Below are 12520 nucleotides of genomic sequence, written 5' to 3'. Positions count from 1 at the left end.
AGCACGTGGAGCACCTCGAGCGGGGAGCTGCTTGCGTGGGTGGGCCCCGGCCGGCGTTGGCGGCGCGACGTCACGCGGTCGGCCGTCACTGCACGCGCTGGATTGCGACCATCGCGGCGTCGTCCCCCAGGACTCCTCCTGCGGCATGGGCGAGGAGATCGCTGTGCAGGTGACGCAGCAGATCGTGCGGGCCTGCGCCGGGGAAAGTGGCGATGCGTTCCTGCAGGGGATAGAAGGCCCCGCTCTCGTCACGTGCCTCAAGAACGCCGTCTGTGTAGAGGAGCAGCGTGTCTCCCGGCGAGAAGGCGAAGGTCTCCGTGGCGACGTCGGGGTGCAGGAGCTCGGCCAGGCCCAGGGGTGGTGCGGGAAGTTCCACCTCGAGAGGGAGGACGTGGTGGCCGCGGATCATGAGGGGCGGTGGGTGGCCGCAGCTGATGATGTGGAGCTCCGGTTCGTGGTCGGGGATGTCGAGGACGGCCGCCGTGACGAACCGTTCGTTCCGGTCACCGATTTCCTTGGCGGGGATGTCGGCGTCGTCCAGGTCCGAGGCGACGGCTCCCTCCAGGTAGGCGACCAGCGCAGGCAGTTCGCCGACCAGGCGGGCGGCGGCTCGGAAGGCACCGAGCACGAGGGCTGCCTCCCCGACGGCCTCCAGGCCCTTGCCCCGTACGTCGCCGATGATCAACCGGGTCCCTTGCGCGGTGCGGGCAGCGGCATACAGGTCACCGCCGATCTGAGCCTCGGCGACGGCGGACAGGTACATGGAGGCGATGCGCAGCGAGCCGATCCGTTCACGCAGTGGCCGCAGCACCACTTGTTGCGCGGTCTCGGCCACTGAACGCAATTGGATCATCTCCTTCTCGTGCACTTCGCGGAGATGGGCAAAGAGAGTCACGATCACGGAGATCAGAACGAGCGCGCTGATCTGGAAGGTGTGGTTCAGGTCAGTCACGCTGCCACGCACCATCGCGGTCGCGGCTTGGGCCAGGACGGCGACGGCCCCGATGACGGCTGTGATCCAGGGTCCGGCGAATGAGGCGGTGATGGCGGGGGCGGCGACCAGAAACGGGCCGAGGTGCACGTCGGACGGGGCCAGAACATCGACCACTGTCACCAGGGCGATCATCGCGAGCGGGACCGCCAGTACTGCTTTTCCCACCTCCCGTGAACGGCGCCTGCCGCCCGCACGCCCTCCTCGAGGATCCATCCCTCCTGAATACACCGCTTCTACGTGAGCCGGAGGAGGCGCTGACGCCAACACACTCGTGGCACGCCCTTTGGGTCAGCCGGTAACCGCTGATGGATTGCCACCGCCCGGGGCCGGGCGACCATCGCGGTTCACGAGCCAGCGGTGTCGGCTGGCTTTCGGAGCGAGGGCTAGGTGAGCGCGGTATGGAGAAATTACGAAACGATTCCGCACAGGCTGGCGGAGCAGGGCTTCGACATAGTCGCGGCTTGAGTGGATTGCCCCGATATGCGCTGACGGCGGTCCGTATGCAGAGCAGGAACGGGCTTCCCTGGGTGCCGATGTGAGGGCCCCGCCGTGGGGATATCGCCCGCTATCACCCCGGGCCCACTGAGCGTTTTCAGCGTTGCCCCTCCAGGGTGAGGACAGCTTTGGTGATGACCGTCATGCGGTTGGGACTGATGCGGGATCTTCGGAAGATCTGCCAGGACTTCAGCCGTGCCATGCCGCGTTCGACCGGTGCCCGGGCTGCGGCCGGGGCTCGGTTGACGGTGCGCTGGGTGAGGGTGAGCTCGCCGCCCGGTGGCCGTTTGAGTCCGGTGGTGACCCAGGAGCCGGCACCCGTGTAGGCACGGTCGGCGAACAGGGGTCCACCCCGGCGCGGTTCGCATCCTGTCGGGGGCGGGGGACGAGCGGCGAGGCCCCCACCTGTCTTGGTGGGGGGTCTCGTCCAGTAGCGGCGCGGGCGGAGTTGCTGCCCTTCGCGGGCTCAACTGCTCTTGTACATCGCGACCGTGAAGCTGACCTTCTTACCGTTGTGGTAGTCGGTGCTGTCCCACACCGAGATGTGAGACCTGTCCTGCATCCGCAGCTGCAGCACCTCATCGGCGTTGCTCCAGTTGTATCCGACGAACTGGAAGTTCGGCTCGGGACTGTCCCCCATTCTCCTGTTTCCCCAGCTGCAGATATGCGACGAGTCGTTCTCGCAGACGTCCCAGGCCCTGGCGTACAGGTGGCAGTCCTCTCCCTGCCACACGTCGATACGCTTCAGCCTCGCGTCGGACGAGCGCCACGTTCCGTTGAACCGGTTGGCGGAGCACGAGGCGGCTGCTTCTTTCGTCGAGGTGACGGTGAGCACCACCGAGAGGGAGAGCGTCAGGGCGGCCGTCAACAGCACGGCCATGATCTGGCGTAGTGGAATGCGGGCAGAGGAGACCTGTGTCATCGTGAACCTCCGATAGCGGGTCGCAGCGCGGGGCATCCCGTCGTCACACGACGCGTCGTCCCCCTACTTCGGCTGAACGCCACCCATTCGGGCCCGGATCATTTAGCCCTTTACCCCCTGCCTATTCCAGAGCAGCACTCCGCAAGCCTGATCGCAAGTCGGCAGGATTTCACATTTCGCGCACGATTCAATGATGAATGCGATCCAAAGTGGATCGGTCAATGAGCTTCTTCAGCCTTGACGCTCCAGGGTGAGGATGGCTTTGGCGATTGACGTCATGCGGTTCGGACTGCATCGGGACCTGCGGAAAATCCGCCAGGATTTCAAGCGGGCGACGCCGCGTTCGACCGGTGCCCGTGCCGCGGCCAGGGCCCGGTTGACGGTCTTCTCGGTGGGGGTGAGTTCCTGCAGGGGCCTGCGTTTGATGCCCGTGGTCAGCCAGGGGCCGCCGCCCTGGTAGGCGAGATCGGCCAGGATGGGAACGCCCTGGCGCTCGCAGATGCGGATGATCCGGTGGGTGCGGGCGGCGGTCAGGTCGTGGGCGCGGCCCGGCAGCGCGGGTGAGAGCCACAGCAGCCGGCCGTCCGGATCGGTGACCACCTGTACGTTCACTCCGTGCCGGCGGTGCTTGTGGGAGTAGTCCGCGCGTGAGTCGCCGACCCGGTCGCACTCGGCGAGGGTCCCGTCCAGCAGGACGAAGTCGGGGTCGGCCTCGCGCAGGGCCTTCAGTAGACCTGGCGCACGTTGGACGAGCAGGTCGGTGACTGCGCTGGTGTAGGCGTGGGCGGTGGACTCGCTGATCCCGAACCCGGCAGCGATCTTTGCCAAGGTTGTGTGCTCACGTAGGTACACCAGTGCCACCATCGCGCGCTGGGACGGGCGGAGCTCGCAGCGTCGGTGGCCCTCACGGGTGACGATGAGCATGGTGACCCACTCCACGAGCGCATGTGGCAGGTCGAGTGCGGCAGGATAGATGACCAACGAGGCTCCTGAGCAGCGTGGTTGAGACACCAGTCATCTCGATCAACTGTCCGGGGGCCTCGGTCGTTGCGCTTGGGTGTCACCTGATCGGGGCCTGGCTCGAAGAAGCTCACTGAGCGGGTCTTCGCGCGGTCGTACCGTTCAATTCGGTGGTGGTGGGAGAGGGTGAGTTGCTTGGATCGGCGCATGGAGAACTCGATCTGGGATGCGTTGCTGCCGGTGGTCCGGGAAGAGGTGGACGAGCTGATCAGGGGTGGTCGGCGGCTTCACGCGGTGAAGCTCATCCGGGAGGCCCACCCCGGGCCGCTTCCTCAACTACGTGACGCTGTGGAGGTGATGTGCGAGCGCGCGGCGGAACTGCGGTGCTGACACGGGTGTCGGAGCCCTGTGCAGCGAGTCCGTGGGTCCAGCTGCGACGCAGAACCCCGCTGGAGTCCCGATACTGGATACCCGCCCGGCAGGCCCTCAGCGTTCTCGTGTGAGGCCCGGTCCGTGGCGATCTGTCAGCTTGGTTGGCCCCGGAACGTAGCAGGCACGGGCTTCCAAGATCATGGAGTTCTCGACGCCCCGTGATCCGACGGGAAGACCGTGCCTGCCGAAGCATCATCGCCGATCCCGCCTGCCTTTGACCAACTCCGTCAGCATCCTGAGGCCGTGCCCGAGGAGATCCCGGGCCTGCTGGAGCGACTGGCTGAGGTGCCCGCCCCTCGGGACCCGCGCGGCGTGCGGCACACCCTGGTCGCCGTGCTCGCGCTCACCGCGCGCGCGGTTCTGGCCGGGGGGACCTCCCTGCTGGCGGTCGACCTGCCCGAGCAACTCTTCGTGTCCCTGGGCCCAGCCACACTGCACGAGACAGTGCAGACCAGGGTCAACCAGGTGAAAGGCCGTGAGGCCTGATCGCGGCATCTGCCGCTTCCTCGGCCTGGCCCTCGACCGGCTGACAGCAGGCCGATGAGCCGCACCTTCCGAACAGGAGACCGGGCACTCGACACACGGCGCAACCAAGTCGCGGTCGTCACCGGACAGATCCTCGACGCCGGAAGCGTGCTGCGCGGCGAATACAACGGCGGCACTTGGTCCGCGCATGCCCACACCCTGCGGCTGCTGCCCCCCTTCGCGACCGTCGTAGCCGGCTCCGGCCCGGCGGGCTGAACCGAGCACCTTGTTGCAGTTCGGCTGCGTGGGCCTGGGGAACCTGGATCGAACGGACTGCGTCCCATGGGCGAGCGGTGCTCCGGTGCGGGGAGGTCACGCGATGCGGGTACGGGTACGGGTACGAACGGGAACGGTTCTCGCGGCGATGGTGCTCGCGGCCGGTTGCGGCGCGGGTACCCCGGGCCCGGCAACGTCGGCCGGTGCCGACTGCGTGCACGGCGCCGAGGTGACCGTCACGGTGGCGGACAACGGCCGTCGGTTCTGCCTGGACCGGGACGGTTCGGTCCGGGTGTCGCTGCCGGGCACCCCGGGGGCCCCGGTGACCGTGACCGGAGCAGCACTGGCCGAGGTCTCGGAATACGTCTTCCGGGGCGTATCGGCCGGTACCGCCGTTCTGACGTCCGCGCTCCGGAGCTGTCCGGAGCCGACTCCGGCTCAGTCCGGCTCGGTGAGCTGCCTGACGATCGTGGCCTGGCAAGTCACCGTGGTGGTCCGGTAGACCGCCTCACGCGCGGAGGGGCCCGGACCGATGCCTGCGGTCCGGGCCCGTCCCTCATTCGAGGATCAGTTGGTGCTGACGGCGGTGTCGTCGATCACGAACGACGTCTGGAGGCTGGGGTCCTCGGTGCCACTGAACTTGATGGTCACCGTCTGCCCCGCGAACGAGGACAGGTCGAAGGACTTCTGTACGTACCCGGTGTTCTTGTTGAGGTTGGAGTAGCTGGCCAGGGTGGTGGAGTTGGCCTGCACGGTCAGCTTGTCGTAGGCGGTGGTGGTGGTCGTCTCCGCGGTGTCGATGTGCAGGTAGTAGCTGAGGGTGGTGTGGCAGCCGGCCGGGATCGTCACCGACTGGGAGAGCGAGTCGGTGTGGGTGGAGCCGTAGCCGTTGAGCCACGCCTTCCAAGAACCGGAGTGGGCGGCCTGGCCGGCGCCGTTGTCGACCACGCCGGTGCTGGCGGTCCAGGGGTAGGCGGTGCCGGTTTCGAAGCCCGCGTTCCCGAGGAGCTGCGTGGCGCCGCAGCTGCTGCCGGTCGGGGTGACGGTCCAGGTGAAGGAGGTGCTGCCGGCCGCGTTGGTGGTGTCCTTGGCCGTGACCGTCACGTTGTAGCCGCCCGCGGTGGTCGGGGTGCCGCTGATCAGGCCGGTCGAGGCGTTGATGGACAGCCCCGGCGGGAGTCCGGTGGCGCTGTAGGCGAGGGTCTGGCCGCTCGCGGAGTCGGTGGCCTGGATCTGGAGTGAGGCGGCCGTGTTGACGGTGGTGGACCGGCTGCCGGGGTTGGTCACGGTGACGGTGTTTCCGCCGGTGGAGCCACCTGCGAAGGCGGCGGTGCCGTTGGGCGTGCCGAGACCGGTCGGGCCGTCGTAGCCGGACTTGGCGGTGCAGAGGTAGCTGCTGCCGCAGGAGCCGTTGGCGCCGCTGGTCACGTCGTTGAGCGAGGAGGTGTGGGCGTACGGGTACGAGGACGGGTAGCTGCCCGCGGCCGGGGTTCCGGCGAGGGCGTAGACGGCGGCGATGATCGGCGCGGAGGCGCTGGTGCCGCCGTAGACGTTCCAGCCGCTCGCCTGGTAGCTGTCGTAGACGGCGAGGCCGGTGGCCGGGTCGGCGACTGCGGAGACGTCGGAGACGGTGCGCTTGGCACAACCGCTGTCGTGCTGCCAGGACGGCTTGGTGGTGTACGAAGAGCAGCCGGAGCCCGCGCCGTTGCCGCCGGAGCTGGTGCCCCAGACGGATTCGGACCAGCCGCGCGAGGTGCCACCGGCGCGGCTCAGCGAGGTGCCGCCGACCGAGGTGACGTACTGGGAGGCCGCCGGGTACTCGACTCCGTAGCCGCTGTCACCGGAGCTGACGGTGATCGCGACGCCCGGGTGGTTGAAGTACGAGGCGTCGGAGCTCGGGTCGGTGGAGTCCTCGCCGCCGCCGTAGCTGTTGGAGACGTACTTCGCTCCCATGGCCACCGCGCGGTTGACGGCGGCGCCCAGGTCTTCCATGGATGGCTGGTTCGCCTCGACGAGCAGGATGTGGCACTGCGGGCAGACGGCGCTGACCATGTCCACATCGAGGGAGATCTCGCCCGCCCAACCGGAGTCGGCGGTCGGGTAGTTGGTGCCGCCGTTCTGGTCCACCTTCCGGAAGCAGCCGTTGGCCGAGGTGCAGGCCGGCAGGCCGTACTGGGAGCGGTACGTCGCCAGGTCGGACTCGGCGTTGGGGTCGTCGTAGGCGTCGATGATGGCGACCGTCGCGCCGGAGCCGGCCGAGGCCGACAGGGCGTACGCGCCCTGCAGGTCGGTGGGTCCGTAGCCGGACGGAACGAGGTCCGGAGCGAGGCTGAGCTGCTGCTTGAGGTCGGTGCGGGCCAGCGCGTGGCAGGCCATGAAGCCGGCCTTCGCGGGCTCCGAGCAGAGCCGCTGGGTGTGCACGGCGGAGGCGGTGGCGCTGGTCGGGGTGGCGGGCGGCGTCGCGGCGGCGGTCGGGGTGGCGAGCGCGAGTAATCCGGCGGATATCAGGGCGGCGGCCGAGAGTACGGCGGTCGCGGTGCGGCGCGTCAGACCTCTGGCGCGGCCGGCGGGTTTCGATTGCAATGAACTGCCCTCCATGGGGGGTCGGATCCCCGAGGCGTGGGATGTGGCCACCGCGAAATGGCAAGTACATGACATGTCAGATCGAGGGGAACGCCGCGGGCTGCGAGTGGCACGGGTTCATTGGTACTGACTGCCACCACGTTCAGTGGTGGCCATCGATGAAAGTAGTGAGAAGCAGGCCCAAGGGAATACCCGCCGAGGGCAAAGGATTGCTTTCGGTCAGTGATTTCCGCGTATACCGTGTAGTGCCATGGAGTTGGACGATGGTGCCGTCAACGACCTTGTCGCGCTGGGTCTTTCGCGCTACGAGGCACGCGTCTACCTCACCTTGGTGCGGCGGGAGTCGTACACCGCGGCGGAGGTCGCGCGCGCCGCGGACGTCCCCCGCCAGCGGGTGTACGACGTACTCGACGCGCTGGTACGAAGGCGCCTCGCCCTCCTGCGCCCCGGACGGGTGTCCGCCTTTTCCGCGGTGGCGCCCGAGCTGGCCGTTTCCCGGCTGATGGCCCTTCAGAGGGAGTCGCTGGAACGGCTGGACCAGGCTTCGGTCGCGCTCGCCGCGGTGCTGGCCCCGGTCTGGTCCGCCGGGCGGACCCACACCGACCCGTTGGACTACATCGAGGTGATCCGGGATCCCAAGCAGATCGCCGAACGCTTCGCGGGCATCCAGGAACAGGCCGCGCGCGAGCTGCTCAGCTTCTGCAAGCCCCCCTTCGTGGCCCCGGCGGCCAACGACGAGGGGATCGAGGCCGTCCGCAGGCTGCGTCGGGCCGGGGGTACGGCCCGCGCCGTGTACACGCACGACGCCCTCGGCGATGCGGAGGTTCTGGAGAACGTCCGCCGCTTCGGTGAAGCGGGCGAGGAGTCCCGCTTCGCCCCGCAGCTCCCCCTCAAGCTGATCATCGCCGATGCCTCGCTGGTCCTGTGCGACATGCCCGACCCGATGGCGGAGACGCGGGCCACCACCGCGCTGTACATCGAACACCCGGCACTCGCGGCGTGCCTGCGGATGGCGTTCCATGCCGTCTGGGACCAAGCCGAGACGGTGGCCGACCTCAGCCACCGCGGACGACACAGCTAGGGAGCGATCTTCCGGCTGGCGGCGAGTTCAGCGGACGGCGACCACGACAGGTGGCTGTGGCCGAGCTGCCAGACGGTCCCGGACTGAGGAATCCGGCTTCGTGGAGCAGCGCCACATGGCCGGACAGGGTCAGGTCGTTGCCTTCGCGCTGCGGGTGCCGGCCGCGCTCGTGTCGGGTGAGGAGCGGGGCGAGTTCCGGATTGGAAGCCGCCTCCGACCACCAGGATTCCCGGTCCTCGCGGGCGGCGGCCGCGGCTCGGCTCGGCCCGCCCGCCTGGGGGGCTCCCGTCCGAGTGCTGTCAGTTCTGCTGCCTGTGTGGGGGAGCCTGGACGCTGTCGTCCTGGGCTGTCCGCGGGGCGGGCAGGGGAGCGCGTGGGGGCTGCCAGGCGTAGGCGGCGGGGTCGAAGCGGTTCAGGATGCGTGTGAGGCGAGGGGTGGACCAGGGCCAGGAGAAGGTGTTGCGGCCACTGGCGGTGAGGTAGTAGCTGGTGCAGCCGCCGGTGTTGTAGACCGTGGTTTCCAATGCCGCTTGTACGGCGCTGTTGTGGGCGTCCTGAACCCCGGGCCGGACCTCCAGGGCCTGGCTGCCGGTCTGGTCGAGGTGGGTCAGGGCGCTGGTGAGATACGTGAGCTGGGCTTCCAGCACGGTGATGGCGGAGGTCGATCCGCCGAGCAGGTTGGGTCCCAGCAGCAGGAAGAGGTTGGGGAAGCCACTGACGGTGGTGCCGAGGTAGGCCTGCGGCTCGCCGCCCCAGGCATCGTGCAGACTCCGGCCGCCGGTGCCGTACAAGGTTCTGGCCAGGGGGAGTTCACCGACGCGGAAACCGGTGGCGGTGATCAGGACATCCGTCTCGGCGACCGTGCCGTCGGCGCCGACGACCTCGTTGCTCCGCACGGAGCTCACCGCGGTGGGGTGCAGGCGCACGTGCGGCCGGCTCAGGGCGGGGTAGTAGGTGCTGGAGGTGAGCAGACGCTTGCAGCCCAGCCGATAGTCGGGCGTGAGGGCCTGGCGCAGCTGCGGATCGGGAACAGAGAGCCGGAGGTGCGCCCGGGCGCCGGCTTCGAGGAGGCGCGCGATCTTGGGGTGGCGGAAGGCGTAGCCGAAGCTTTCCTGCAGGGCGTACTGGGAGGCGCGCAGGCCGCGGCGGGCGCCGGGTAGCCGGTTGACAACCTGGTGGAACGTGGGGGACAGGACCAGGTCGGGCTTGGGCAGCACCCACTGGGCCGTGCGCTGGAAGAGGTGTACGGCCGCCGCCCGGCCGGTGATGGCAGGGAGGATCTGCACGGCCGAGGCGCCGCTGCCGACCACGCTCACCCGCTTCCCGGCCAAGTCGATGCTGTCGTCCCAGCGGGCGGTGTGCAGTACGGGGCCGGCGAATCCGTCGAGCCCTGGCACGTCCAACGGGCGCGGGACGTGCCACGGACCGGTGGCCATGACCAGGACCGCGGCGCTGTAGGAACCGTCGCTGGTTTCCAGCCGCCAACGCCCGGCAACAGGATCCCACCGGGCCTCGTGCAGCACCACGCCGCAGCGCAGTACCTCGGCGAGGTGGTACCGCTCGGCCGTGGTGGCGAGGTAGGTGCGGATCTCCTCCTGCCCGGCGAATACGCGGCTCCAGGCCGCGTCCGGGGTGAAGGAGTAGCTGTACAGCGTCGAGGGTACGTCGCAGGCACAGCCCGGATAGGTGTTCTCCCGCCAAGTACCGCCCAGCTGCTGCGCCTTCTCCAGCACGAGCACATCGCGAAACCCAGCCTCACGCAGCCGGATGGCTGCGCCGAGCCCCGAGAACCCCGCCCCGACCACCACCACCCGCACATCCCGCCCGCCCTGCACGGGAATCACCGCACCCCTCCGGCCAGGGCCACCGCACCCTGCCACGGGGCACCGCCCATGCTCGTTAACCGTGGGCACCCGAAACTCCTCAGCAACGCCATGCGACGCATGATCCCCCCATCTTCTCGCCGCGATCGCCGTGCTGCCGACCGCCGGAATCCGGTGAAGAAACGTCCCACCCTGGGTATCTGGCGTCGTCGTAATGGGATGTCAAGGTCCCCCGAACGAAGCATGCCCCCGAGCCCCGGTCAGAACTTCGGTGACTGGATCAAGAAGGGCGTCGTGAACGCGGTGGAAGCCTCTCAAGGGCCGCCCCGAGGCCGTCCCCGCAGGCCCCTGTGGCTCGCTGCCTCCCGTTCTCGGGTTCTGGCACATGTTCCGTGAACGATCTTGCTGGCAATCCGTCAGCATGGCGGTGCGCACCACGTGAGCTGCGCGGATTGGATGTCGCGGGAGGTTGATGGAGCCCGAGTCGAGATCGTTCACGGATGTGCCAGAACCCCACTTCGGGAGGTACCTGAGCCCCCCGAAAATCGAACTCTCCGTGTATCTGGGCGTACCTGGGGGAAGCTGCTTTACGGGTTCTGCTGCTGGGCGAAGGGTCCGTTGAGGGCTGCCCATTGCAGGAGCAGGATGGTCTTGCCGTCGGTTATGCGTCCATCGCCGGCCATGGCAAGGGCCTCGGTGAAGGGAAGCTCGAGAACCTCGATGTCCTCGCCGTCTTCCTCGAGTCCGCCGCCGGTGCCGGTCCGGTCGGCCGGGGTGTAGGGGGCGGCGTAGAAGTGGAGGCGTTCGGTGACGGAGCCGGGGCTCATATAGGCGTCGAGGACGTGGGTGAGCGGGCCGAGGGTGACGCCGAGTTCTTCGGTGCTCTCGCGGCGGACCGCGGTGAGCGGGTCGTCCGCGTCGAGCAGTCCTGCCGCGGCCTCGATGAGCATGCCGTCGGGGTGGTCGTTGACGTAGGCCGGGTATCGGAACTGGCGGGTGAGCAGGACGCAGGCGCGTGCGGTGTCGTAGGGCAGGACGACAGCGCCGTTGCCGCGGTCGTAGGTCTCGCGTTGCTGGGTTTCCCACCGTCCGTCGCGGCGCCGGTAGTCGAAGGTGGTGCGGCGCAGGACGTGCCAGCCCTGGGAGGTGAGCTCGACCTCGTGCACGCGGACTGCGGGGTTGCGGTCCAGGCCGCGTCCGGCCCGGTCGAGACCGGTCCGTCCGCGGTGGTCGGGGCTGTCGATGCCCGGGCGGCCTGTCACGCCGACTCCTGCGGGACGCGGCGCGGGATCTCGGCCACGTCGTGGTAGACGGGAAGGCCGCGGCGGTGGGCGGTGGCAACGTCCTGGTCGGCTCCGGTGGAGTCGCCAGGCAGGCGGAGCACGGCGTCGCAGTGGGCGAGCAGGCGCTCGGCGGTCGGGTAGAGCACCTGGTCGGCGAAGGGGTCGGTAGGGCCCGCGCCGGCGGAGCGCAGGACGGGCAGGGCGATCCATTCCCCGATGACGGGGAGGTGGCCGGTGGCGAAGACCGGCCAGGCGGCGGCTTCGAGGCGGGCCAGGTTGACGGCCATGGCCTGGGGGTCTTCGTTGGTGCCGGAGCGGTAGGGACCTGAGATCAGGATGAGCATGGGCTTGTCGGTCATGGGGCGCTACGATACATGCAGAAACGTGCAAGATCAGGAGAGAATGCGGATGCTGGCTGCTGAACGGCGCGACCACCTGCTCGGTCTGCTCGCTCACAAGGGAAAGATCGTCGCCAAGGACGTCGCCGCCGATCTGGGGATCTCCGAGGACAGCGTGAGGCGCGATCTGCGCGATCTCGCCGCCGAGGGACTGTGCCAACGGGTCTACGGTGGCGCGCTGCCCGCATCTCCAGCGGTGGCGGACTACGGTGCTCGACAGAAGGTGGCCCCCGACGGGAAGCGGAAGGTCGCTGCGGTGGCCGCCGGACTGGTACGGCCCGGCAGTGCGCTGATTCTCGACGGTGGCACCACCGCCCTCGCCGTAGCCCGTGCGCTCCCGAAAGACCTCGCCTGCACTGTGATCACCCACAGTCCGACGATCGCCGCGGCCCTGCTCGACCATCCGCAGGTGGAGCTCTTCGTGCTCGGGGGTCGGGTCTTCAAGCATTCGGCGGTCGCCTGCGGTGCCGCCGCGGTCGAGGCCGCGCAGAACATCTCCGCCGACCTCTGCCTGCTCGGCGTCACCGGCGTGCACCCCGAAGCGGGACTGACGACCGCAGACGCCGAGGAGGCCGCGATGAAGCGCGCCCTGTCAGCGCGTGCCGCAGACACCTACATCCTCGCCTCCTCCGAGAAGATCGGCACGGCCTCGCGGTTCCGTGTCCTGCCCTGGGAGAAAGTCAGAGGACTGATCACCGATGTCGATCCAAACGACACGGTCATCGGGCAACTCAAGGCGCTCGGCGTGGAGGTCCTCGCGGCCAACTGACGGTCGAGCACGGGATCACAGACCGACAGGAACGCCCTC

13 protein-coding genes and 1 pseudogene are annotated in these 12520 nt (G+C 68.8%); 6 read left to right on the top strand and 8 right to left on the bottom strand.

Going from position 1 to position 12520, the window contains the following annotated elements; all coding sequences use genetic code 11:
* Window positions 1–85 precede the first annotated feature (85 nt).
* The 4 genes and pseudogenes from OG509_RS00830 to OG509_RS00815 form a co-directional block, all read right to left on the bottom strand.
* Window positions 86–1159, bottom strand: a complete 1074-nt coding sequence (locus OG509_RS00830) for a PP2C family protein-serine/threonine phosphatase (protein ID WP_406179195.1) — start codon at window positions 1157–1159, stop codon at window positions 86–88.
* 427 nt (window positions 1160–1586) lie between these two features.
* Window positions 1587–1919: pseudogene (locus OG509_RS00825) on the bottom strand (transposase family protein); the annotation flags it as partial.
* A 36-nt stretch (window positions 1920–1955) separates the two neighbouring features.
* Window positions 1956–2411: a hypothetical protein gene (locus OG509_RS00820; protein ID WP_406179194.1), complete on the bottom strand. Its 456-nt coding sequence runs from the start codon at window positions 2409–2411 to the stop codon at window positions 1956–1958.
* A 231-nt stretch (window positions 2412–2642) separates the two neighbouring features.
* A complete protein-coding gene (locus tag OG509_RS00815; protein WP_406179193.1) occupies window positions 2643–3392 on the bottom strand; it encodes a transposase family protein in 750 nt (249 codons plus the stop codon).
* 186 nt (window positions 3393–3578) lie between these two features.
* Between OG509_RS00815 and OG509_RS00810 the strand changes: the two genes are divergently transcribed.
* The 4 genes from OG509_RS00810 (at window position 3579) to OG509_RS00795 (ending at window position 5046) form a co-directional block, all read left to right on the top strand.
* Window positions 3579–3761 carry a hypothetical protein gene (locus tag OG509_RS00810; RefSeq protein ID WP_406179191.1) on the top strand — a complete coding sequence of 61 codons (183 nt, stop codon included), beginning with the start codon at window positions 3579–3581 and terminating at the stop codon, window positions 3759–3761.
* Window positions 3762–4046: 285 nt separating this feature from the next.
* A complete protein-coding gene (locus tag OG509_RS00805; RefSeq protein WP_406179189.1) occupies window positions 4047–4289 on the top strand; it encodes a transposase family protein in 243 nt (80 codons plus the stop codon).
* Between the two features lie 54 nt (window positions 4290–4343).
* Complete coding sequence (locus OG509_RS00800; protein WP_406179188.1) at window positions 4344–4544, top strand: hypothetical protein; 201 nt, start codon at window positions 4344–4346, stop codon at window positions 4542–4544.
* A gap of 103 nt (window positions 4545–4647) precedes the next feature.
* Window positions 4648–5046 carry a hypothetical protein gene (locus OG509_RS00795; protein ID WP_406179187.1) on the top strand — a complete coding sequence of 133 codons (399 nt, stop codon included), beginning with the start codon at window positions 4648–4650 and terminating at the stop codon, window positions 5044–5046.
* Window positions 5047–5111: 65 nt separating this feature from the next.
* On the opposite strand, the gene OG509_RS00790 is transcribed toward OG509_RS00795, so the two are convergent.
* Window positions 5112–7142 carry a putative Ig domain-containing protein gene (locus tag OG509_RS00790; protein ID WP_406179186.1) on the bottom strand — a complete coding sequence of 677 codons (2031 nt, stop codon included), beginning with the start codon at window positions 7140–7142 and terminating at the stop codon, window positions 5112–5114.
* A gap of 235 nt (window positions 7143–7377) precedes the next feature.
* Here OG509_RS00790 and OG509_RS00785 point away from each other — a divergent pair, with 235 nt between their 5' ends.
* Window positions 7378–8208, top strand: a complete 831-nt coding sequence (locus OG509_RS00785; protein WP_406179184.1) for a TrmB family transcriptional regulator — start codon at window positions 7378–7380, stop codon at window positions 8206–8208.
* Between the two features lie 299 nt (window positions 8209–8507).
* Here OG509_RS00785 and OG509_RS00780 read toward each other — a convergent pair whose 3' ends face one another.
* The 3 genes from OG509_RS00780 to OG509_RS00770 all read right to left on the bottom strand — a co-directional run bounded on the left by OG509_RS00780 (window position 8508) and on the right by OG509_RS00770 (window position 11673).
* The gene (locus OG509_RS00780) at window positions 8508–10052 is read right to left on the bottom strand and encodes a flavin-containing monooxygenase (protein WP_406179183.1); all 1545 of its coding nucleotides are present in this window, start codon (window positions 10050–10052) and stop codon (window positions 8508–8510) included.
* A gap of 566 nt (window positions 10053–10618) precedes the next feature.
* A complete protein-coding gene (locus OG509_RS00775) occupies window positions 10619–11293 on the bottom strand; it encodes an NUDIX domain-containing protein (RefSeq protein ID WP_406179181.1) in 675 nt (224 codons plus the stop codon).
* Window positions 11290–11673, bottom strand: coding sequence for a DUF4406 domain-containing protein (locus OG509_RS00770; protein WP_406179179.1), 384 nt, complete (start codon window positions 11671–11673; stop codon window positions 11290–11292). Before OG509_RS00770 ends, OG509_RS00775 begins: the two co-directional genes overlap by 4 nt.
* A gap of 49 nt (window positions 11674–11722) precedes the next feature.
* On the opposite strand from OG509_RS00770, the gene OG509_RS00765 reads away from it, so the two are divergent.
* On the top strand, window positions 11723–12481 hold the full coding sequence (locus OG509_RS00765) for a DeoR/GlpR family DNA-binding transcription regulator (RefSeq protein WP_406179177.1): 759 nt from the start codon (window positions 11723–11725) through the stop codon (window positions 12479–12481).
* Window positions 12482–12520 lie beyond the last annotated feature (39 nt).

Origin of the sequence: Streptomyces sp. NBC_01006 (genome assembly GCF_045162725.1) — a bacterium.
In the GTDB taxonomy this organism is placed as follows: Bacteria; Actinomycetota; Actinomycetes; order Streptomycetales; family Streptomycetaceae; genus Streptomyces.
Note: the sequence above shows the minus strand (reverse complement) of the source record. Positions and strands in the feature narration are given on the sequence as shown.

Bases quoted from the DNA above. Each gene is read 5' to 3' on its own strand.
- OG509_RS00820 (WP_406179194.1), bottom strand. From the start codon at position 2,411: ATGACACAGGTCTCCTCTGCCCGCATTCCACTACGCCAGATCATGGCC.
- OG509_RS00810 (WP_406179191.1), top strand. From the start codon at position 3,579: ATGGAGAACTCGATCTGGGATGCGTTGCTGCCGGTGGTCCGGGAAGAG.
- OG509_RS00800 (WP_406179188.1), top strand. From the start codon at position 4,344: ATGAGCCGCACCTTCCGAACAGGAGACCGGGCACTCGACACACGGCGC.
- OG509_RS00795 (WP_406179187.1), top strand. From the start codon at position 4,648: ATGCGGGTACGGGTACGGGTACGAACGGGAACGGTTCTCGCGGCGATG.
- OG509_RS00790 (WP_406179186.1), bottom strand. From the start codon at position 7,142: ATGGAGGGCAGTTCATTGCAATCGAAACCCGCCGGCCGCGCCAGAGGT.
- OG509_RS00785 (WP_406179184.1), top strand. From the start codon at position 7,378: ATGGAGTTGGACGATGGTGCCGTCAACGACCTTGTCGCGCTGGGTCTT.
- OG509_RS00770 (WP_406179179.1), bottom strand. From the start codon at position 11,673: ATGACCGACAAGCCCATGCTCATCCTGATCTCAGGTCCCTACCGCTCC.
- OG509_RS00765 (WP_406179177.1), top strand. From the start codon at position 11,723: ATGCTGGCTGCTGAACGGCGCGACCACCTGCTCGGTCTGCTCGCTCAC.